At 64.5% G+C, this 20137-nt stretch carries 19 protein-coding genes and 1 riboswitch; of the genes, 5 read left to right on the top strand and 14 right to left on the bottom strand.

The window, feature by feature from the left end:
- Positions 1 to 179 precede the first annotated feature (179 nt).
- Positions 180 to 983, top strand: coding sequence for a hypothetical protein (locus tag ACJRPG_RS24605; protein ID WP_408002749.1), 804 nt, complete (start codon positions 180 to 182; stop codon positions 981 to 983).
- Between the two features lie 3 nt (positions 984 to 986).
- On the opposite strand, the gene ACJRPG_RS24600 is transcribed toward ACJRPG_RS24605, so the two are convergent.
- From ACJRPG_RS24600 to cobT, 14 genes are all read right to left on the bottom strand, one after another.
- Positions 987 to 2432, bottom strand: coding sequence for a DHA2 family efflux MFS transporter permease subunit (locus ACJRPG_RS24600; RefSeq protein WP_408002748.1), 1446 nt, complete (start codon positions 2430 to 2432; stop codon positions 987 to 989).
- Positions 2433 to 2480: 48 nt separating this feature from the next.
- Positions 2481 to 3920: a cobyric acid synthase gene (locus tag ACJRPG_RS24595; protein WP_408002747.1), complete on the bottom strand. Its 1440-nt coding sequence runs from the start codon at positions 3918 to 3920 to the stop codon at positions 2481 to 2483.
- A gap of 1 nt (position 3921) precedes the next feature.
- Positions 3922 to 4791 carry a cobalamin-binding protein gene (locus ACJRPG_RS24590; RefSeq protein WP_408002746.1) on the bottom strand — a complete coding sequence of 290 codons (870 nt, stop codon included), beginning with the start codon at positions 4789 to 4791 and terminating at the stop codon, positions 3922 to 3924.
- Positions 4788 to 5768: a threonine-phosphate decarboxylase CobD gene (gene cobD / locus ACJRPG_RS24585; protein ID WP_408002745.1), complete on the bottom strand. Its 981-nt coding sequence runs from the start codon at positions 5766 to 5768 to the stop codon at positions 4788 to 4790. Before cobD ends, ACJRPG_RS24590 begins: the two co-directional genes overlap by 4 nt.
- Complete coding sequence (gene cbiB, locus ACJRPG_RS24580; RefSeq protein ID WP_408002744.1) at positions 5761 to 6711, bottom strand: adenosylcobinamide-phosphate synthase CbiB; 951 nt, start codon at positions 6709 to 6711, stop codon at positions 5761 to 5763. The genes cobD and cbiB overlap by 8 nt, the downstream gene beginning before the upstream one ends.
- The gene (gene cobU / locus ACJRPG_RS24575) at positions 6705 to 7262 is read right to left on the bottom strand and encodes a bifunctional adenosylcobinamide kinase/adenosylcobinamide-phosphate guanylyltransferase (RefSeq protein WP_408002743.1); all 558 of its coding nucleotides are present in this window, start codon (positions 7260 to 7262) and stop codon (positions 6705 to 6707) included. The genes cbiB and cobU overlap by 7 nt, the downstream gene beginning before the upstream one ends.
- Entirely contained in the window at positions 7259 to 8569 is a 1311-nt protein-coding gene (locus ACJRPG_RS24570; RefSeq protein WP_408002742.1) for a cobyrinic acid a,c-diamide synthase CobB, read from the bottom strand. Before ACJRPG_RS24570 ends, cobU begins: the two co-directional genes overlap by 4 nt.
- Positions 8563 to 9189, bottom strand: a complete 627-nt coding sequence (cobO, locus tag ACJRPG_RS24565) for a cob(I)yrinic acid a,c-diamide adenosyltransferase (RefSeq protein WP_408002741.1) — start codon at positions 9187 to 9189, stop codon at positions 8563 to 8565. The genes ACJRPG_RS24570 and cobO overlap by 7 nt, the downstream gene beginning before the upstream one ends.
- The gene (locus ACJRPG_RS24560) at positions 9186 to 9959 is read right to left on the bottom strand and encodes an ABC transporter ATP-binding protein (RefSeq protein WP_408002750.1); all 774 of its coding nucleotides are present in this window, start codon (positions 9957 to 9959) and stop codon (positions 9186 to 9188) included. Before ACJRPG_RS24560 ends, cobO begins: the two co-directional genes overlap by 4 nt.
- Positions 9959 to 10981: a FecCD family ABC transporter permease gene (locus ACJRPG_RS24555; protein ID WP_408002740.1), complete on the bottom strand. Its 1023-nt coding sequence runs from the start codon at positions 10979 to 10981 to the stop codon at positions 9959 to 9961. Before ACJRPG_RS24555 ends, ACJRPG_RS24560 begins: the two co-directional genes overlap by 1 nt.
- A gap of 3 nt (positions 10982 to 10984) precedes the next feature.
- Positions 10985 to 12826: a TonB-dependent receptor domain-containing protein gene (locus tag ACJRPG_RS24550; protein ID WP_408002739.1), complete on the bottom strand. Its 1842-nt coding sequence runs from the start codon at positions 12824 to 12826 to the stop codon at positions 10985 to 10987.
- A 71-nt stretch (positions 12827 to 12897) separates the two neighbouring features.
- A riboswitch (cobalamin riboswitch) is annotated at positions 12898 to 13119 on the bottom strand.
- Entirely contained in the window at positions 13114 to 13683 is a 570-nt protein-coding gene (locus ACJRPG_RS24545) for a histidine phosphatase family protein (protein ID WP_408002738.1), read from the bottom strand. It overlaps the preceding riboswitch by 6 nt.
- On the bottom strand, positions 13668 to 14453 hold the full coding sequence (locus ACJRPG_RS24540; protein WP_408002737.1) for an adenosylcobinamide-GDP ribazoletransferase: 786 nt from the start codon (positions 14451 to 14453) through the stop codon (positions 13668 to 13670). Before ACJRPG_RS24540 ends, ACJRPG_RS24545 begins: the two co-directional genes overlap by 16 nt.
- Positions 14453 to 15487, bottom strand: coding sequence for a nicotinate-nucleotide--dimethylbenzimidazole phosphoribosyltransferase (cobT, locus tag ACJRPG_RS24535; protein ID WP_408002736.1), 1035 nt, complete (start codon positions 15485 to 15487; stop codon positions 14453 to 14455). Before cobT ends, ACJRPG_RS24540 begins: the two co-directional genes overlap by 1 nt.
- 42 nt (positions 15488 to 15529) lie before the next feature.
- Here cobT and ACJRPG_RS24530 point away from each other — a divergent pair, with 42 nt between their 5' ends.
- The 4 genes from ACJRPG_RS24530 (at position 15530) to ACJRPG_RS24515 (ending at position 19886) form a co-directional block, all read left to right on the top strand.
- Positions 15530 to 16219: a response regulator transcription factor gene (locus tag ACJRPG_RS24530; RefSeq protein ID WP_408002735.1), complete on the top strand. Its 690-nt coding sequence runs from the start codon at positions 15530 to 15532 to the stop codon at positions 16217 to 16219.
- Positions 16206 to 17438 carry a sensor histidine kinase gene (locus tag ACJRPG_RS24525; protein WP_408002734.1) on the top strand — a complete coding sequence of 411 codons (1233 nt, stop codon included), beginning with the start codon at positions 16206 to 16208 and terminating at the stop codon, positions 17436 to 17438. Before ACJRPG_RS24530 ends, ACJRPG_RS24525 begins: the two co-directional genes overlap by 14 nt.
- A 74-nt stretch (positions 17439 to 17512) precedes the next feature.
- Positions 17513 to 19162 (top strand): phosphoethanolamine transferase, encoded by a 1650-nt coding sequence (locus ACJRPG_RS24520; protein WP_408002733.1) that lies wholly within the window; start codon positions 17513 to 17515, stop codon positions 19160 to 19162.
- Positions 19152 to 19886, top strand: a complete 735-nt coding sequence (locus ACJRPG_RS24515) for a phosphatase PAP2 family protein (protein WP_408002732.1) — start codon at positions 19152 to 19154, stop codon at positions 19884 to 19886. Before ACJRPG_RS24520 ends, ACJRPG_RS24515 begins: the two co-directional genes overlap by 11 nt.
- Positions 19887 to 20137 lie beyond the last annotated feature (251 nt).

The raw sequence follows: 20137 nt of genomic DNA, 5'->3' as shown, positions 1-20137 counted from the left end.
CCCATCCCGAACAGGACCGTGAAACGACTTTGCGCCGATGATAGTGCTGCAACCAGTGTGAAAGTAGGTTATCGTCAGGCTGTTATACCGAAAAAGCCCGCTAGTGATCTAGCGGGCTTTTTTACGTTTACATGTTTCTCCATGCTAGTATTTCCGCACATATTTTCCATGGAGACGATATGAACACTGTCCTGGCGGCCGCCCTGGCCGCAGCTGCACCCCTGCTCAATCCCGCCGAGCAGGCCATGTATTCCGGTAATTTCAAACAGGCTTATGCCCTGATCGACAAGAGCATGCAGGCCAAGTCCGGCGCGCAGCAGCGCTTCGACCTGCTGATGCTGCGCGTGCGCACCCAGCAGAATGCCCGTCTCTCCGGTGTGGCTGCCGCGGATGAACCTGCCACGGTCAAAGCCTTGCTCGCGGAAGCGAAGGGCCTGCCGGCGGAACAGCAGGCGCAAGCCCGCCACGCGGAACTGGTGTCGACTTATTTCCGCCGCCTCACCGGTGCGGACAAGGGCGATTTCATGTCGCTGCAGCCGGCCTTCGCATCAGTGGCGCAGCAGCTCAAGGATCCTTGCCGCAAGGCCGATGCACTGTTCTTCAGCGGCTTGATGTACCAGGTGTCCGACAAGGTGCCCGCGTCTGAGCCGGACCTGAACAAAGCCTTTGAAGCCGCCACCGCTGCGGGCTGCCAGCTTGAGCTCTCGTATGTGGTGCGTCATCTCGGTGAAGTGGCTGAGGCCAAAGGCGATATGGCCGGCGCGGCGCGCTACGCGCAACAGAGCCTGGATATCCGGCGCAAGATCGGGTTCGATGTGTTCGTACCCTATTCGCTGCTGCAGACCGCTGCCGTGGCACAGAAACGCGGCGATGCGGCCAGGGCGGCCGCCGACCGCAATGAAGCACTGAACATGGCGCAGCGCCTGCATTTGCCTGCTCAGGAGCAGGCGGCGCGCAATGCCATCGCGGCGGCGGCAAAATAAGGCTTACGCGTCCGGCGGCGTCTGCGCTTCGGTCGTAGCCGTCGCCACTTTTGCCGAGCCGCTGATGCTTGCGCCGTCTTCCTTGCGCAGGGACCAGAACATGGCCGATGACACAATGGTCAGCCCCGCCAGCGTGAGGAAGGCGTAGTGCAGGGCGCTGGTCAGCATCACGCGATCCGACTGCGGCACATCGCCCAGGTACCATCCCGTAATCAGCGAGCCCGCTGCGAGGCCGAAGCTCATCGACAACTGCTGCATCGAGCTGGCGATGGTGCTGGCCATGCTGGAATCGCGCTGTTCCACGTCGGCGTAGGCGATGCTGTTCATGCTGGAGAACTGCAGCGAATTGAAGAAGCCGAGGCAGAGGCTGATCGCAACGATCACATACAGCGGCGTGCCTGCCTCCACGAAGGAGTAGAGGCTGATGGTAACGCCGATCAGCACCGTATTCACCACCAGCACCTGCCGGTAGCCGAAGCGCCCGAGCACCCGAACGGAAATGAACTTCATCGCCATGGCGGCCGCGGCGGACGGCATCATCAGCAGCCCCGATTTCCACGCAGGCAGGCCAAGGCCCAACTGGTACAGCAGCGGCAGCAGGAAAGGCAGGCCGCCAACGCCAAGCCGCGTAAGGAAGCCGCCCATCACGGATATGCGGAAGGTGCGTACGCGGAACAGCTCCAGCCGCAGCAGCGGATGCTCCTCGCGCTGCGCATGCAGGAAGTAGGCGAGCAGCAGGCAGCCGGAGATCGCGAACAGCACAATGGCCGACGTGATGTCGATGCGGTGCTCGCCGAAGACTTCGAGCAGCCATGAGAGCAGCGCGATGCCGGCGCCAAACAGGATCAGGCCCATCACGTCGAGGGGGCGTGGCTGTTCGTCGCGGTAGTCCGGCATATAGCGCCAGGCGAGCCAGATCGCAGCAAGACCCACCGGCACATTGATGAAGAAGATCTCGCGCCATGACAGCCAGTAGACAATCAAGCCGCCCACAGTCGGCCCGAGCAGGGGCCCGATCAGCGCGGGAATGATCACGAAGTTCATTGCCGACAGCAGTTCCGCTTTCGGGAAGGTGCGGATGATGGTAATGCGCCCGACCGGCATCATCATCGCCGCGCCGAAGCCCTGCAGCAGGCGCGCCGCGACCAGCATGGGCGTGTTGACCGACAGCCCGCACAGGATCGAGGCAATCGTGAAAATCGCAATCGCCGACATGAACACGCGTTTGGTGCCGAAGCGGTCCGCCATCCAGCCGCTGACGGGAATTGCAACCGCAAGGCTGAGGATATAGCTGGTAACAACCGATTTAAGGCTGAGCGGCGTGACGCCAAGGCTGACTGCCATGGTCGGTACGGCCGTGTTGACAATGGTGGAGTCCAGCTGCTCCATGAAGAGGGCCGTGGCAACGACCCAGGGAAGATAGCGCTTGGTAAAGTCGGAACTGGACATGGGCCTATTGTTCCACAAAAGGCCGATCCAGGCTGCCGTCTTGCCTGCCTATAGCTTGAGCAGGGCGTCCATCAGCGGCTGGGTGGCGTCGGCCAGGCGCTCCAGGCTTGCTTCGCGCAGCGCCGAGGTATCAACGGTGCGGCTGCTGTGCAGGCCGGCCCAGTCCAGCAGCGCCTTGCAGGCCTGCGGCGTGTCGAAGGCGCCGTGCAGGTAGGTGCCCAGCAACTGGCCGTCCTCCGACAGTGCGCCCTCCGGCCTGCCGCCGATGCGGAAAGCGGGACGGTCCAGCGCATGGCCGCTCGATACGCCCATATGGATTTCGTAGCCTGCCACGCCGGCATCGGCGAATACGCATTGGCCGCTCACCTGTTCCAGGCGCTTTTCCTGCGTGAGGGTTGTGCTCATCTCCAGCAGTCCCAGTCCGGCCGATTCTCCGGCCGGGCCTTCCACGCCATGCGGATCGCGCACGCTGAGGCCCAGCATCTGGAAGCCGCCGCAGATGCCCATCACCTTGCCGCCGTAGCGCAGGTGCTTTGCGATCTGCTGGGGCCAGCCCTGTGCTTCCAGCCAGGCCAGGTCGCGCCGCGTGTTCTTGCTGCCGGGGAGGATGATCAGGTCCGACGGCGGTATTGGTTCGCCTTCGCGCACGAAACGCAGGTCGACATCCGGATGCGCGCGCAATGCATCGAAGTCCGTGTGATTGCTCATGCGGGGCAGGCTGGGCACCGCAATGCGGAAGGCGCCGCGTTCGGCCTGCACTGCCTGAACCGCGTCTTCCGCGTCCAGGAACAGGCCATGCAGGTAGGGCAGCACCGCCAGCACCGGTTTGCCGGTCTGCTGCTCCAGCCATTCCAGTCCCGGTTCCAGCAGCCCGATATCGCCGCGGAAGCGGTTGATCACAAAACCGGCAATGCGCTTGCGCTCCGATTCGGAAAGGCAGGACAGGGTGCCGACGATGTGGGCGAATACGCCGCCGCGGTCGATGTCGGCCACCAGTATTACCGGGCAGTCCACCGCTTCGGCAAAGCCCATATTGGCGATGTCGCGGTCGCGCAGGTTGATTTCGGCGGGGCTCCCGGCGCCTTCAACGACGACCGCCTGGTACTGCTGCAGCAGGCGCTGGTGCGATTCCAGCACGGCCGACATGGCCACGGTCTTGTACTGGTGATAGTCGCGCGCATTCATCTCGGCGCGCACCTTGCCGTGAATGATGACCTGGGCGCCGATATCGCTGGAAGGCTTGAGCAGAACGGGGTTCATGTCCGTGTGCGGCGCAACGCCTGCCGCAATCGCCTGCAGCGCCTGGGCGCGGCCGATTTCGCCGCCGTCGGCGGTGACAGCGCTGTTCAGCGCCATGTTCTGCGGCTTGAACGGCGCCACGCTCACGCCTTGCCGTTTCAGCAGGCGGCACAGGGCTGCGACCACCGTGCTTTTGCCGGCGTCTGAGGTGGTGCCCTGCACCATAAGGGTTCTGAATGGGAAGCTCATATCATTTCTTGCGTCGCTGGCGCGCTTCTTCAAGCTTCTCGCACAGTACGGCAGTGCCTTCGATCATGCGCGGACCCGCGCGGTTCAGCAGGTCGCCATTCAGGGTGAACAGGTTGCCCTGGCGGACCGCCTGGAGCTGGCCATACGGCCGCCACAGGGCCACGCCGCCGTAGTCCTTTTCGGCGGTGCCGAAGATCGCTTCCGGATCTTCCTGCAGCACGCCCTCGATGCCGACTATAGGCGCCGTCACTTTCAGCGCGGCGAAAATGTTCTCGCCGCCGCATGCGCGCAAGGCATCGCTGACGATGTGCGCGCCGTTCAGCGTGTACAGCGGCTTGTCCCATACCTGGTAGAAGGTGCGTACCGGCGGACGGCCCCCGTACTGGGCACGCAGGGCGGCCAGCTTCCTGCGCATCTCCTTCGCGGCCGCTTCCGCTGCCGCCTCGGTGCCCAGCAGCTTGCCCATGCTGATGACGTTATCCGCGATCTGGTCCAGCTTCTTCGGCTCGCTGTGGAACAGGGGGAAGCCCAGCTTGCGCAGCTGTTCTATCTGCCGCTCCGAACTGCCGTGCCGCCAGACCACGATGAGGTCCGGCTTCAGCGCTACTACGCGTTCCATATCGACTTCGCGGTTGCTGCCGAGGCGGGGAATCTTCTTTGCCGCTTCCGGGTAGTCTGCGTAGCTCACGGTGCCAACGATCTTGTCTCCGCCGCCTGCCGCGAAGATCAGTTCCGTCACATGCGGCGCCATGGCGATGACACGCTGCGCGGGTTTCGGCAGTGTGACCGCATTGCCGTCGTCGTCTCGAACCGTGACCGAGGCATGCGCCTGCGTGGAAAGCAGCAGGGCGGCGAACAGGAGCTTCTTCATCGTTGTGTCCATTCTGTGAGTGCTTGCTGGAGCCGCGTCCAGCCTTGTTCGTCCGGCGGCAGGCCGAGGCGAATACCGCGCCCGGCTTCACGGAACAGGCGCACCCAGATGCCGCGCTGCGCCATGTGTTCGTGGAAGGCTTCGGCATCCGGCTCCGGCCACCACTTGAAAAGGGCAGGGCCGTGGGCCTGGATGCCATATGGGGAAAGCAGCTGCCGCATCCGCTCGCCGCTTGCATGCAGTGCACTGCGGGCGGTTTCCTGCCAATGCGCGTCCTGCAATGCAGCGGTGGCGATCTGCTGTGCAGGTCCGCTGACGGCCCATGGGCCCAGCAGGTCAGCCAGCTGGGTCAATAGCGCGGGAGGCGCGGCAACGAAGCCGAGGCGCAGGCCGGCGAGGCCGAAAAATTTTCCTACCGAGCGCAATACGATGAGGCCGTCGGCAGCGCTGGCGTTCGCCACGGATTGCGCTCCGTCGGTATCGGCAAAGGCTTCGTCTACTACCAGCCAGCCACCGCGTGCTCCAAGCTGCGCTGCCCAGTCGAGCAACTGCGCGCGTGGCACGGTGGCGCCGGTGGGATTGTTCGGATTGCAGATCACCAGCACGTCAGTATCGCCGACGGCGGCGTCAAGTTCGCTGTACGGGACCTGCCGCGCGGAGTGTCCGTGCAGGGACCAGTGGTGGGCATGCTCAGCATATGAAGGGGCCGCGATGACGACGCGCGAGGGAGGGCGCAGCCGCGGCAGCGCCTGGATCGCAGCCTGGGTTCCTGCGACCGCAAGCATGCGGGGCGCGTCGTAGTAGCGGCAGGCTGCAAGCGTCAGCGCCGGATCCGTTTCGGGCAGCCGGTGCCAGGCATTGGCCGCGACGGCGGGCGCAGGATACCCGTGCGGATTGATGCCGGTAGAAAGGTCGAGCCAATCTTCGCGGCCGTAGCGCCGCGCGGCGTCGCGCAGGTTGCCGCCATGTTCAAGCATGCCATGCTCCGAAGGTGATGACGGCGCTGACCAGGGCGAGTCCCAGCCAGAGCAGCGTTGTGAGCGCAACGAGCTGCCATGCGCGGCGGATATCGCCCGCCTGCACCGCAGCGCCGATGCCCAGCGGCGGCCGCTGTTCGGTTTCCCCGTCGTAGACCGCAGCGCCGCCCAGCGCGAGGCCCAGGGCGCCTGCGCCGGTGGACATGACCGGCCCGGCATTCGGGCTGCTCCAGAGCGGGGCCTGGTGACGCCAGCAATACAGGGCGCGCTGCTTTGCCTTGCGTCCGGGCGCCAGCAGCAGATAGGAGAAGGCCGTAAGGCGCGCCGGAATATAGTTCAGGACATCGTCGAAGCGCGCGGCGAAACGGCCGAAGTGCAGGAAGCGAGTGGTGCGGTAGCCCCACATCGCATCCAGCGTGTTCGCCAGGCGGAACAGCAGCGCGCCTGGCCCGCCTGCGACAGCAAACCAGAACAGGGTGCCGAATACGGCGTCATTGCCGTTTTCCAGCAGCGATTCGGTGCTGGCTTTGGCCAGGTCGCTTTCACTGGCGTTCACGGTGTCGCGGCTCACAATGCGGCCGGTGAGTTCGCGTGCGGCAGGCAGGTCGCCATCGCGCAGTGCGGCGGCGATGGGCAGGTTGTGTTCGCGCAGGCTGCGCAGGCCGATACAGAGATAGAGCAGCACTGCATGCGCCGCCAGGCCGATGGCGGATTGGCACAGCAGCACGCTGGCAACGGTGAACGGCGCCACGGCCAGCAGCCAGGCCAGCACTCCGCGCGCAATACGTGCGCGGCCACCATTCAGCATGCCTTCGATGATGTTCGCCAGCTTGCCGAAACCGACCAGCGGGTGCCAGCGGCGCGGTTCGCCCAGCACCAGGTCCAGCACTACGCCCGCCAGCAGGAGCAGCGCAACGATATGCCAGGAAAGGCCGCTCAGCATGGCGTGCCCTTCAAGTTCAATGGCAATCCTGCTGCAATGAAGAGGGCGCGGTCGCATAAGGCCGCAACGGCCTGGTTCAGCCGTCCGGCTTCATCGGTGAACGCGCGCGATACGGCGCCATAAGGGACGATGCCGAGGCCGACTTCATTCGATACAAGGATTACGTCGCCATCAGGGCGAGCCAGTTCTTCCAGCAATGCCGCCCGCTCTTCGCCGAAACGGGCCGGCAAGGCGATGTGGCCGACCTCGGGATAGCTCGCGCCGCCTGCAAACAGCAGGTTGCTCAGCCAGAGCGTCAGGCAATCCACCAGCACCACGCGCTGCGCCGAACGCCACGCGCGCAAAGTCTTTGCGAGCGCTAACGGCTCCTCGACGGTTTGCCATTGTGCCGGGCGCTGCTCGCGGTGCAGTGCGATGCGGCGCGCCATCTCGCCGTCACCTGCCTGCGCGGTGGCGATATAGACCACCTCCCGGCCGCTGGCGGCGGCCAGGCGCTCCGCATAGGCGCTTTTGCCGGAGCGCGCGCCGCCGAGAACCAGGGTGCGGGTCATGCGGCCTCCGGCAGGAACAGGGCTGCGGCGGCAGCCGGGTTCGAAGGAAAATAGGCATGGAAGTACGAGGCCTGCAGCGAACCGGCACGGTACACGGCTTCCCCTTGCGCGCCAGTGGAAGGCTTGATCGTATGCGCTACCGGCTCAAGGCCCGACTCCAGCTTCGAATAGTGGAAGGTGTGGCCTCGCAGTTCGCCTTGTGGCGTGGGCATGGCCTGTGGCCCGAGGCCGGCCAGCCGTTCCTGCATGGCCACGTGGCCGGGCAACAGCCCGGCCATCGGCCATGTTGTGCCATCCTTGCTCGTGAGCCGTTCCGCCAGCGCCATCATGCCGCCGCATTCCGCGTAGATTGGAACGCCGCGCGCGTGCGCTGCGCGGATGCTGGACTGCCAGTTCGGCGTGGCGGCGAGGCGGGCGCCATGCAGTTCGGGATAGCCGCCGGGCAGGAAGACGGCATCCGCATCCTGCGGCAGCGCTTCATCGGCCAGCGGAGAGAAGTAGCGCAGCGTGGCGCCCAGCGATTCCAGCACGTGCAGGTTGGCAGGGTAAAGGAACATGAATGCGGCATCGCGTGCCACCGCGATGGTGCGGCCTGCCAGCAGAGGAGCCGCAAGGGCAGGCGGCTGCGGTGCGGTGAATGCGGCCGGCTGCAGCGACTGCCATGCCGCATCGTCGAAGCTGAGCTGTTCGGCCAGCTCGTCGAGCAGCTCATCGATTCCTGCTACTTCGTCCGGCAGCACCAGGCCGAGATGGCGTTCGGGCAGGGCGCGTTTTTGCTTCGGCAGCGTCGCCAGCAGCGGAATGCCGCGCAGGGCAGACGCCACCATGTTCGCGTGACCGGCGCTGCCGACGCGGTTGGCGATAACGCCCGCCATATCAACCGGCCCGTAGTCGCGCAGGCCATGCACCAATGCGCCGGCCGTTTGCGCCATGGCGCCGGCATCGATAACGGCCAGCACCGGTACGCCGAAATGGCGCGAGAGGTCCGCCGCCGATGGATTGCCGTCATATAGCCCCATCACACCTTCGATCAGGATCGCGTCCGCTTCGCGGGCTGCGTCGGCCAGCAGCTGGGCACAGCGCTCAGCGCCCACCATCCACAGGTCCAGCGATTCGACCGGGGCGCCGCTGGCGCGCTCCAGCATCATCGGGTCGATAAAGTCCGGGCCGCATTTGAACACGCGTACGCGGCGGCCGCTGCGTGCGAGCTTGCGCGCAAGCGCCGCCGTGACGGTGGTTTTGCCCTGTCCCGAAGCCACTGCTGCCAGCAGCACGGCGCGGCACTGGACGGCGCTGCTCATTACCATTCCGTCCCGGCCTGGGCCCCAATGCCGGCCTTGAAGGCGTGTTTGACGACGTTCATTTCCGTCACGGTGTCTGCCACGGCTACCAGCTCCGGCGGTGCGCCGCGGCCGGTAATGACGACGTGCTGCATGGGAGGCCGGTCCAGCAGGTCGGCAATGACCACGTCCACGTCGAGATAGCGGTACTTCAGGGCGATATTCAGTTCATCCAGCAGCACCATGCCAACGGCGGGATCGCGCAGGAAGCTGCGCGCCTGCTCCCAGGCCGCCAGCGCTTTTTCGATATCGCGTTCCCGGTTCTGCGTTTCCCAGGTATAGCCTTCGCCCATTGCGTGAAAGCTCACTTCTTCGGGAAAGCGGCGCAGGAACTTCTCTTCGCCGGTGGACATGGCGCCCTTGATGAACTGCACCACGCCTACCTTCATGCCGTGGCCCATGGCGCGTATCGCCATGCCGAAACCGCTGGAGCTCTTGCCCTTGCCGTTGCCGGTGTTGACGATGATGATGCCGATTTCCTTGTCCGCAGCGGCGATCTTCGCATCGATAACGGCCTTCTTGCGTTCCATGCGTGCGCGGTGGCGTTCATTCAGCGCTGCGGTTTCGTCGGGTGTCAGTTCGTTCATGCGGATGTCTCTTTGGGAATGAAGATACTGCGCGCGCCGTGCCGTATCAGTTCGATCGGATGATCCAGGTACTCGCTGAGGATGGCGGGCTGCATCACCTCGTCTACGGGGCCAGCCAGCCAGCGGCCGTCGCCCATCAGCAGCAGTGCGTGCGTTGAGACGCTGTGGGCAAGTGTGAGGTCATGCCCGACCATCACCACGGTTTTGCCCCGCTCGCGGCACAGCTTCGCGAGCAGGCCCATGACACTGACCTGGTGCGCCAGGTCGAGCGCGTTTGCAGGCTCGTCGAGCAGCAGGATGGGCGTATCCTGAGCCAGCATGGCGGCAATCGCCACGCGTTGCCGTTCGCCGCCCGAAAGCGTGCGCACGTCGCGCGCGGCGAGGTGGTCAACTTCCATTGCGGCCAGCGCGTTCAGGGCGCAGCGGTGGTCGTCGCTGTCTTCCCAGTAGCGCTTGCCGTGATAAGGGTGGCGCGCCGCCAGCACCGTTTCGAGGACGCTGTAGGAGAACGCGTCGTTGCGGCCTTGCGCCAGGAATGCGCGCGTGCGGGCCAGTTCATCCAGCGGCCAGTCGTGCAGGGCGCGGCCCTGTACCGTCACCTGGCCGCCATCGATTGGCCGTAATCCGGCCAGTGTGCGCAGCAGGGTGCTCTTGCCGGCGCCATTGCGGCCGATCACGCTCCAGCATTCGCCGTCGCCTACCTGCCACTCAAGTTTGTCCACGAGCAGGCGGCTGCCGATGCGCAGTTGCAGCTGGGAAGTCGCAATCATCATTTTCTCAGCCGGTGCAATTGGTACAGGAAGACCGGGGCGCCAATCAGCGCGGTGATGACGCCCACCGGTAGCTGCTGCGGCGCAATCGCCGTTCGCGCCAGCGTATCCGCCAGCACCAGGTAGGCGCCTCCCGTCAGCGTGGCGGCGGGAATCAGCAGGCGGTGGTCAGGACCGACCGCAAAGCGCAGTGCATGCGGAATGATCAGGCCTACGAAGCCCACGCTGCCCGCAGTAGTGACGGCGCTGGCTGTCAGCAGGCCGGAAACAAAAAACAGTCCCTTGCGCAGCGCGCCCACGTGAATGCCCAGTGTGGCAGCGGCTTCCGCGTGCAGGGCCAGCACGTTCATGGCGCGGGCGTTGCGGAGCGCATAGAGCAAGCCTGCCGCGAGCACAATCCACGGCGTCCAGCGCAACGGCGCCCCGGACAGGTCGCCGATCAGCCAGAACACCATATTGCGCACCTGGTTTTCGGGCGCGATGGACAGCATCAGCGTTACCAGCGCAGAGCAGAGTGATGTGAGGATAACGCCGGTCAGCAGCAGCAAGGCTGTGCCGCCTTCGGCAGCGGTGCCGCCGCGCAGGTCGCGGCGGGCGAGAAAATAGAGCAGCATCGAGATCGCGACGGCGCCCACGAAGGCGCTCAGGTCCACGACCCAGGCTGCGGTCATCAGCATCAGCGCGCCCAGCGCACCGACGGCGGAGCCGGAGGAGATGCCCAGCACATAGGGATCGGCCAGCGGGTTGCGCAGCAGGGCCTGCATCATCACGCCGGCCAGCGACAGCGCGGCGCCCGTCACAAAAGCCGTGAGGGCGCGGCTGACGCGCAGTTCAAGCAGGGTGGCGGCCAGCGAACTGGCGCCACCGTTCCATAGCTCCCCTACCGCCGCCGGCATGTCCGCCAGCGGAATGCTGACGGAGCCCGTCATGCCCGCGAAGGCGAAGCAGGCGGCGCACGCGGCCAGCAGGCCCGAGGTAATCAGGCTGTTTCGGTAGCGCAGGGCGGCGGTAAGAGGATGCATGGATTACTTCATACCATAACGCAGGCCGGCAAACACGCTGGAACCGGCGTTGTTGTAATAACGGGCCAGTTCGTACTGCTTGTCGGCCACATTATTCCAGCGTACCAGTGCAGACCAGTCGCGGTCGAACTGCCAGGTGGCGAACAGGTTCACCTGGCCGTAGCCGCCCAGGCGCGCCGTATTGCCCGCGTTATCGAAGCGTGCGGAAGACACCTGCCATTCGAGGCCGCCGCGCAGCGGGCCTGTGCCGTATTCGACAGCCAGGTTGCCGTGGCGCTTGGCGCGGCGGGCCAGCTGTTTGCCGGTCGTGTCGTCCTTCGGATCCTGGAAGTCCGCGGTAGCGCTCAGCGCGAAGTCGCCCAGCTGGTGCTGTGCCGACAGCGATACGCCTTCCAGCGTAGCCTTGTTCACGTTGTAGGCGCAGCCGAACTGGAAGCCTGGCAGTGGACATGGGGTGGTGCTCACCAGCAGGTCGCTCAGCTTGTTGCGGTAGTACACGGCGCCCAGCTGGGTTTTGCCGTCGTTGTACTGCAGGCCCGCTTCGGCGTTGCGGCCTTTTTCAGGCTTGTTGCCAGGCTGGCCGAAACCAGGGTAGTACAGCTCATTGAAGGTAGGCGCACGGAAGCTGGTGCCGAAGCTGGCATTGAAGCGCAGTGCGCTGCTGAAGCGGTAGCCGTAGCCGGCGGAGCCGGTGCCTTTGCTGCCGTACTGCGAGCTGTCGTCGTTACGGGCGCCGAAGGCCAGCAGGTGCGCGCCGCGCTTCATATTGTAGGTGGCGGCGTAGGAGCTGGTCTTGCGGTCGCGCGTCAGGCCGGCGGTGTTGGATACCACTTCCTCCTTGCGGTGTTCTGCCAGCAGCTGCAGCGTGTCGCCGCCCAGCTGGATATCGTTCTGCCAGTTGTAGGTGGTTTGCTTGGTGTTGATCTGGCTCGCACCGGCCGGGGTGGCGTTGCTGAAGTTGCCGCCCTTGTCGCGCGACTGCGAAGCCTGCAGTTGCATGGACCAGCCGGGAAGCAGCTGGTGGCGGCTGAAGACGGCCACGTTGTTCTGGTCCTGAACACTGTGCGCGTTATAGCTGCCGGCGCCTGCGTCAGTATCGGCTTCGGTGCTGCTGTACAGGAAGAGGGCGCCCGCTTCGTGGCCCGGCGCGAGCTGCACGGTGAACTGGCCGGCCGCGCTCTTGCGGTCATAGCCATCTTCGTCGCCGTTATAGGAGAAGTTGCCGGGGCGGGTAGCGGAGAAGCCATCCGAGCGTTCCTTTCCTGCACTGAGAGCGTAGCTCACTTTGCCGGTGCTGCCGGAGATCGCAGCGTCAGCTTCACGCGTGCTGTCGCTGCCTGCGCCAACGAAGGCGGTTAGCGCTGGCTCGCCTTTGCCTTTTTTGGTGAAGATCTGGATCACGCCGCCAATGGCATCCGCGCCATACAGCGTGCTCAGCGGGCCGTATACGATTTCGATGCGGTCGATGGCGCTGAGGGGAATTGCGCTCCAGTTGGCCGCACCGCTGGTGGAGGAACCGATGCGCACACCGTCCACCAGCACGATATTCTGGTTGCTGTTTGCGCCGCGGATAAAGACGGTGGAGTTGGTGCCGGGACCGCCGTTACGGGTTACTTCGAGGCCGCGCTGGCGCTGCAGCAGTTCGGTGACGGAGCCCACGCCGGCGCGGGCGATTTCATCGGAGGTGATGGTGACGGTATCGCTGATGACTTCACTCGCCTTTTGCGGGGTGCGGGTCGCGGTAACGATGACGGCGTCGATGGCGGTGGTCTGGGCGATGGATGGCGTAGCGATAGCCAGGGCGAGGGACGCAATGGTCGCCTGCCGTGTTACGGGTAAGGTCATGACAATTCTTCTTAAAATGAGCAACCGGCCCACGTCCCCGTAGGCTGGATTGAACAGAGGCGCGGCGAGCCGCGCTTCCACCTGATTTGGCCGGTATCCGGGCTGGCAGGTATGGCCGCTTTACCTTCCCATGCACATTGCACAGTGGTTGTGTGGGCGGCTGCCGCTCTTGTGGAGCGGGCACTTGCTTTACCGTTGCGGGGGCAGCACACGTTGGCCGAAGGACGGTTCGTGTTTCCCGTTTAACTGCGTTCAAGAGTTCGAACGCGGGCACCAAAACCCCGCCATTATACGGGCTTGGCGCTCAAGGGCAACAGGAGGACTTCGCCGTAGGCGATGGAATGGGGTGTGGCGGCGGCATGCAGCGCTGCCTGTTCGAGCGGCTGGCCGCCCGCCAGCGCGGCGATCAGGCGAATGGTGCCGGCATGGCAGATGATGACAGCGCGTGCATCAGCGGAGTTGCGCAAGCTGTCCAGGAAGGACTGTACGCGGCGGGCCGCAGCTGCAACGCTTTCCCCGCCGCCAGGCTGATAGTGCAGCAGGTCGGCCGCCCAGCAATCGACTTCCGCACGCGGGATGGCCGTCCATGGCTTGCCTTCCCAGGCGCCGAAATCCATTTCGGCGAGGCGCGCATCGCACGTGAATTCAGGAGCGAGCAGGGCGGCCAGCTGGGTGCAGCGCTGCAGCGGGCTGCTGAACCAGCGCGTGTTTGCGGCGCCAGGCAGGGCGTCCAGCCGGGGGCGGACGGCAGCTGCGCACTGCGCCAGCGCGGCGCTGTCGGCGGGAAGGTCGCGGCTGCCGTAGCACAGCCCATCGGCTGCGGCAGGGCGCGGATGGCGGATCAGGACCAGTTCCAAGCGGCGCTTCCGGCGCCGGCTGCGGCGCACAGGTAGAACACGGCTTCGGTCAGCTGCTGCACCGCGCCGAGGCAGTCGCCCGTGTAGCCGCCAAGTCTGCGCGCGAACTTGCGGGCCAGCCAGGCGGCGCTGAGCGCCATCGCCAGCACGCCGGCGGCGAGCACCGGCCATGCGAGCCAGCCGGCAGCGCCGACGGCCAGCAGCGGCAGCAGGGCGCCGAGCGATGCGAGCAGGAATTCGCCCGTGCTCATTTGCTGCGCCAGCGGTTTGGACTTGCCCTCGCTGCGCGCATACTGCATGCGCCAGATCAGCGCCGCGGCCATCAGGCGCGAAGCCGGATGCGCAGCGAACAGGGCGCCTATGGCGGCCAGCGGCGGCAGCTGGGCCAGCGCCGTGCACTTCACTGCCAGCATCAGGATGATGCCGATGGCGCCATAGGCCCCGATGCGGGAGTCCTTCATGATTTCCAGCACGCGCTCGCGGCTTGAGCCGCCACCAAGGCCGTCGCAGGTGTCGGCAAAGCCGTCTTCATGGAAGGCGCCGGTCGCGTAGATGCTGGCCGCCGTCGACAGCAGTACGGCGAGCGGTACCGGCAGCGCCGTCGCGGCGGCCGCGTACACACCGGCCGCAATGGCCGCCACCACTACGCCCACCAGCGGGAAATAGCGCGAGGACTGGTGCAGCCACGCCGGATCGAAACCGACCCAGCGCGGAATCGGCAGCCGCGTGAAGAACTGCAGCGCGGTGAAGAACAGGCGCAGCTGATGCATCAGCTGCTTTTTTCGCTGACCTGCGCCGAGGCGAAGGTGGCCATGCGGTTGAGGAAGTTCACTGCGGCCTGCACCAGTGGCAGCGCCAGGGCGCTGCCGGTGCCTTCGCCCAGGCGCAGGCCAAGGTTCAGCAGCGGACGGCCGTTCAGCGCTTCCAGCATCTGGCGATGTCCCTGTTCGTTGGAGCAGTGCGAGAACAGGCAGTAGTCCAGGATATTCGGCTGCAGGCGTGCGGCCACGAGCAGCGCGCTGGTGACGATGAAACCGTCGATCAGCAGCAGCTTGCGCAGTTCAGCGGCTTTCAGCATGGCGCCTGCCATCATGGCGATCTCGAAGCCGCCGAAAGCGGCCAGCACATCGAGCGGCTGGGCCGCCTGCGCGTGCAAGCGCGCCGCTGCCTCGATCACGTGCTGCTTGTGCAGCACGCCTTCTGCCGACAAGCCGGTGCCGGCACCCACGCAGGCTGCCGCCGGTGTTCCGGTGAGCTTGTGCATCAGCGCCGCCGCCGCAGTGGTATTGCCGATGCCCATTTCGCCGAAGCCGACCACATTGCCCGGCAGCGCCGCGGCCAGTTGCATGCCGCGTTCCAGCGCGAGCTCGCACTGCGCCACCGACATGGCAGCCTGCTGCGCGAAATTGCGCGTGCCATGCGCCACCTTCATGTCCACCAGCCCCTCGCGCGGACCGAAATCATGGTTCACGCCCGCGTCCACCACGGTCAGGCTAATGCCGTTCTGCTGCGCGAACACATTGATGGCCGCTCCGCCCGCAAGAAAGTTTTCCACCATCTGCCAGGTCACGTCCTGCGGGAAGGCGGAGATGCCTTCCGCGACCACGCCATGGTCGCCTGCGAACACCAGGATTGCCGGATCGGTGACGGCAGGCGCCGTGGTACGCTGTACCAGGCCGATCTGTCTCGCCATCTGTTCCAGCACGCCGAGGCTGCCCAGCGGCTTGGTTTTATTGTTGATGGCATCATCCAGGCGGGCGGCCAGCGCGGCATCCGCAATCGCGGCAATCTGAGGGATATTCATGGGAACAGGGCAGGGTATAAAGACCGGAATTATAATTCCAGCATGAGAATACTGGTTATTGAAGACAATCCCGACATCGTCGCCAACCTGTACGGCTTCCTGGAGCCGAAGGGGCACGTGCTCGATTCCGCCGCCAACGGCTATGGCGGGCTGGCGCTCGCCGCCCAGAATGAGTACGACGTCGTGGTGCTGGATGTGATGCTGCCCGGACTGAATGGCCTGGAGCTGTGCCAGAAGCTGCGCGGCGAACTGCGCAAATCCACCCCGGTGCTGATGCTGACGGCGCGCGACACCCTGCAGGACAAGGTTGCGGGCTTCGACAGCGGCGCCGACGACTATCTCGTCAAACCCTTCTCCCTGGTGGAGCTGGAAGTGCGCCTGAAAGCGCTGGCACGGCGCGCCAGCGGCGGTCATTCGGGCAGCACATTGCTGACAGTCGGCGACCTCACCTTCGATACCGACACCTATGAAGTCAGGCGTGCCGGCCGCACGCTGGCGCTGACCCGCACCGGCTATACCATTCTCAAGCTGCTGATGAAGGAATCGCCCAAGGTCGTCAGCCGCGCGGCGGTGGAGCAGGCCGTGTGGGGCGAAGACCTGCCGGACAGCGATTCGCTGCGCGTCCACATTCATGCCCTGCGCCAGGCCATCGATAAACCCTATCCCTTCGCCATGCTGCGCACCATAGCAGGCATCGGCTACAAATTGATCGATCACGATGAAGACAGCTGATTCCTTGCGCCGCCGCATCAGCGTTGCCTATCTGCTGTTTGCTTTCATTGTGTCGCTGTTCTTCGCCGTGATTGCCGCCGTAGCCGTGGAAGGCATCGAGGTCAGGCTGGTGGACGAACGGCTCGAGGAAGTCGCGCAATGGGCCGGACCGCGCTATGCAGGCCATCTGCCGGTTGAAATGCCGGCCGGGATCAGCTTCCATCATGGGGAGGGCATTCCAAAATCGCTGCGCGGCCTGCAGGCAGGCGTTTATGAAATGACGGTCGACGGCGTGGACCTGCACGTGCTGGCCGGCCGCGATGGCGGTGGCGAATTCGTGGTGGTCGATCACGACAGCGAATACGAAAAGATCGAAATCGTTGTCTATTCCCTGTTCGGCCTGGGCTTCCTCAGCTTTATGGGATGTTCCTTTGCGTTGGGCCGCTATATGGGCAACCGCGTGGTGGAGCCGATCACCGAGCTGGCCCGGGCTGTCGAAGAGCGCCGCAAGGACCTGCCGCTGCAGGATCGGAAGGATGAACTGGGCCTGCTGGCGCGGGCTTTCGCCCAGCATTCGCAGGAACAGCGCGAATTTCTCGACCGCGAACGCTTTTTCACCGGCGACGTGAGCCACGAGCTGCGCACCCCGCTTACCGTGATCAGCGGTGCGGCGGAAGTGCTGATGGCGCAGACCGAAAACGAAGCCAGCCTGCATGCACCGGCCGAGCGCATCTACCGCGCCGCGCGCGAAGCGAGCGATGTTACCTCGATGCTGCTGCGCCTGGCGCGTGCACCGGATCAGCTGGAATGGAGCGAACTGGCGGCAAGCGCACTGGCAAACGGCGAAGTGCAGCGTTACCAGGTGCTGGTGGCGGACCGCCCGGTATCGCTGCAATTCGAAGGCGGCACGGATTTCACCATTCACGGCGTGCGCGAACTGGTGCAGGCCGCAGTGGGCAACCTGATACGCAATGCCTGCCAGTATACCGAGCAGGGTTCGGTCCGGGTCCGCCTGGAAGGGCGGGCCATCGTGGTTGAAGACACGGGGCCAGGCCTGCCGGCTGCGGCGCGTGCGCGCCTCAACAACGAACCGATTCCGCTGGAAGCAAGGGGCTCATCCGGCACGGGGCTCGGGCTGGGCATCGTGCAGCGCGTGTGCGCACACCTCGGCGCACGGCTGCAGCTGCAGCAGCGGGAAGGCGGCGGATCGCGCTTCGAGGTCATTTTCCCGGAGCGTTAACGCGGCCTTAACGGCCGCTTGACAGGAAATTGACATGCCCATAGGTATCTTCGGGGTTCGACTCCGGAGTACCTGTGAAATTCAAGCCACTTCCGCGCCTCGGCGCACCGCTGCTGCCGCTGTATGCCTCGGCCTTTCTCGTATTGGCCTATAACTTTACCTTCTGGAAAACTTTCGCATTAGCTACCGGCGGCGCCAACCTGGCCAATGCGCCGGTCTACGCCGGCGCCTTCCTGCTGCTGGTGCTGCTCTTTAATGCCATTCTCACGCTGCTGAACTTCCGCTTCGTGATCAAGCCGGTGCTGGTGCTGCTCTTCATTGGCGCTTCGTTCTCCACCTATTTCATGAACCAGTACGGGATCGTGATCGATTCGTCCATGGTGCAGAACGTGATCGAAACCGATGTGCGCGAAGCGAATGAGCTGTTCAGCTGGAAGATGGTACAGACGGTAACGATCCTGGGCATCCTGCCTGCATTCGTCGTCTGGAAGCTGCCGCTGGAATTCCGCCCGGTGCGGCGAGACCTGCTGGCGAAGCTTGGCATCGTTGTGTTCTCCCTGCTCGCTGTCGCGGGGCTGCTCCTGATGCTGTTCAAAACGCTGGCGCCCGCAATCCGCGAACACCGTGAACTGCGCTTCCTGCTCACGCCTACCAATATGTTCCAGGCCACGCATGGCTACCTGAAACGCAAGTGGGCCACGCCGCTGGTGATCGCTCCGCTGGGAACCGACGCTTCGCGCGGCCCGAAATGGGCGGCGAGTGCGGCAAGCGGCAAGCATACGGTGACGCTGATAGTCGTCGGCGAAACGGCGCGCAGCATGAATTTTTCGCTGAACGGCTATAGCCGCGACACCAATCCTCAGCTTGCGCGCCAGAAGGATCTGGTCAACCTGAGTAATGTCAGCTCATGCGGCACGGCGACGGCGGTGTCGGTTCCCTGCGTGTTCTCGGACTTCCCGCGCGATGACTACACTGCTGAAAAGGCGCGCAGCCAGGAAGGCTTGCTGGACGTGCTGCGCCACGCGGGCTTCGACGTGCTCTGGCGCGACAATAACAGCGGCTGCAAAGGGGTATGCGACCGTGTGCGCTATGAAGACCTGTCGCAGCCGGTGGCAGGCGACCCGCTCTGCAATACCGAAGAATGCTTCGATGAGCGCCTTTTGCGCGGCCTGCCGGAAATGATACGCAATGCGGAAAAGGACATGGTCATTGTGCTGCACCAGAAGGGCAGCCATGGTCCCGCCTACGCAAAGCGGTATCCGGCCGCATTCGGCAAGTTCGGGCCGGTGTGCCAGACCAATGAGCTGGAGCAGTGCTCGCGCGAGTCCATCGTTGCGGCCTACGACAACACCATTCTCTACACAGATCACGTGATCAGCGCCGCCATCGACATCCTGCGTGCCGCAGCGGAGGAGGGCAAGGCCGACACCTCACTGGTCTATTTCTCCGATCATGGCGAGTCGCTGGGCGAGAAAAATATGTACCTGCACGGCGCGCCATACATTATCTCGCCCGCCGAGCAGCGCAGTGTGCCGATGATGCTCTGGCTGTCGCAAGGCTTCCGCTCGCGCTTCGGTATCGACAACGACTGCCTTGGCGCGCGCAGCAAGCAGCCTTTCTCGCACGATAACGTGTTCCATTCCGTGCTCGGCATGCTGAACGTCAGCACGGCAGTCTACAACCCGAAACTCGACCTGTTCCATGCATGTACCCGTGGCACGTAAGCCTGCAGCATTGATTGCCGCCTTCGCACTGGCGGTCTCCGCGATTTTCATCCTCTGGCTCGGCGCGGGCACCGACATCGACCTGCGGCTCGCAGATGCCGCATTCGACAGGGCGAGCGCCAGCTTCCCCATGCAGCATGCGTGGATCGCCGAGCAGTTCAATCACGTCATCCTGAAGTCAGTCCTGTCGGCCGTCGGCGCAGGCTTTATCCTGTTGGCGCTGTGGGACACGTGGCGTCCCTACGCAGCCTGGCAGCCCTCGCGCCGAACCGGTGTGCGGGTGACGGCCATGTCGGCGGTGCTGGTGCCCACGGTCATCAGCCTCCTCAAATACAGCAGTTCCTCGCATTGCCCCTGGGATCTGCAGCGCTACGGCGGCACCGAGCCTTATATACGTCTCCTCGAATGGATGCCGGATGGCGTGGCCGCCGGCCATTGCCTGCCGGGTGGCCACGCATCCAGTGCGCTGTGGCTCATCGCGCTCGCGGCGTTCTGGTGGCCGCACCGCCCGCGAGCTGCAATGGCAGTGGGCGCGGCCATGCTGCTGTTTGGCGGCTGGGTGGGCTGGATGCAGCAGCTGCGCGGCGCGCACTTCCTCACCCATACCCTGTGGTCGGCGTGGATCGCCTGCGCGCTGGTGTTCGCCATCTATATCATCAACACGCGGGCCCTTGCGCGGCTCGGGGCGATGCGCTATAGTTCTGTCCCCGCCGCAATCGAGTGATCGATTCGGAAGGAAAAAGAAGGGGTTGACGAGCTGCACGAAACACCGCATAATCTCGCCTCTCTGCTGATGAACAAAACGCTTCATCGAACAGCAGGATCTTTAAAAATTAACAGTCGATAAGTGTGGGCGTTTGAAGAAGTGCACGAGGTTTAGGCCTCGATGCTCAAATTATTTAAACGCTCACAGAAATATTGTAAGTCAGTATTTTTGAGAGCGACCAAGTCAGAAATGACTTTAAACAGAGATTG

The sequence above is a fragment of the Pseudoduganella rhizocola genome (genome assembly GCF_045984285.3).
Taxonomy (GTDB): Bacteria; Pseudomonadota; Gammaproteobacteria; order Burkholderiales; family Burkholderiaceae_D; genus Rugamonas.
Note: the sequence above shows the minus strand (reverse complement) of the source record. Positions and strands in the feature narration are given on the sequence as shown.

Bases quoted from the DNA above. Each gene is read 5' to 3' on its own strand.
- cobT (WP_408002736.1), bottom strand. From the start codon at position 15,487: ATGAATATCCCTCAGATTGCCGCGATTGCGGATGCCGCGCTGGCCGCC.
- ACJRPG_RS24540 (WP_408002737.1), bottom strand. From the start codon at position 14,453: ATGCATCAGCTGCGCCTGTTCTTCACCGCGCTGCAGTTCTTCACGCGG.
- ACJRPG_RS24560 (WP_408002750.1), bottom strand. From the start codon at position 9,959: ATGATTGCGACTTCCCAGCTGCAACTGCGCATCGGCAGCCGCCTGCTC.
- ACJRPG_RS24530 (WP_408002735.1), top strand. From the start codon at position 15,530: ATGAGAATACTGGTTATTGAAGACAATCCCGACATCGTCGCCAACCTG.
- ACJRPG_RS24590 (WP_408002746.1), bottom strand. From the start codon at position 4,791: ATGAAGAAGCTCCTGTTCGCCGCCCTGCTGCTTTCCACGCAGGCGCAT.
- ACJRPG_RS24570 (WP_408002742.1), bottom strand. From the start codon at position 8,569: ATGGTAATGAGCAGCGCCGTCCAGTGCCGCGCCGTGCTGCTGGCAGCA.
- ACJRPG_RS24550 (WP_408002739.1), bottom strand. From the start codon at position 12,826: ATGACCTTACCCGTAACACGGCAGGCGACCATTGCGTCCCTCGCCCTG.
- ACJRPG_RS24555 (WP_408002740.1), bottom strand. From the start codon at position 10,981: ATGCATCCTCTTACCGCCGCCCTGCGCTACCGAAACAGCCTGATTACC.
- ACJRPG_RS24595 (WP_408002747.1), bottom strand. From the start codon at position 3,920: ATGAGCTTCCCATTCAGAACCCTTATGGTGCAGGGCACCACCTCAGAC.
- cbiB (WP_408002744.1), bottom strand. From the start codon at position 6,711: ATGCTGAGCGGCCTTTCCTGGCATATCGTTGCGCTGCTCCTGCTGGCG.
- cobU (WP_408002743.1), bottom strand. From the start codon at position 7,262: ATGACCCGCACCCTGGTTCTCGGCGGCGCGCGCTCCGGCAAAAGCGCC.
- ACJRPG_RS24525 (WP_408002734.1), top strand. From the start codon at position 16,206: ATGAAGACAGCTGATTCCTTGCGCCGCCGCATCAGCGTTGCCTATCTG.
- ACJRPG_RS24600 (WP_408002748.1), bottom strand. From the start codon at position 2,432: ATGTCCAGTTCCGACTTTACCAAGCGCTATCTTCCCTGGGTCGTTGCC.
- cobD (WP_408002745.1), bottom strand. From the start codon at position 5,768: ATGCTTGAACATGGCGGCAACCTGCGCGACGCCGCGCGGCGCTACGGC.
- ACJRPG_RS24605 (WP_408002749.1), top strand. From the start codon at position 180: ATGAACACTGTCCTGGCGGCCGCCCTGGCCGCAGCTGCACCCCTGCTC.
- cobO (WP_408002741.1), bottom strand. From the start codon at position 9,189: ATGAACGAACTGACACCCGACGAAACCGCAGCGCTGAATGAACGCCAC.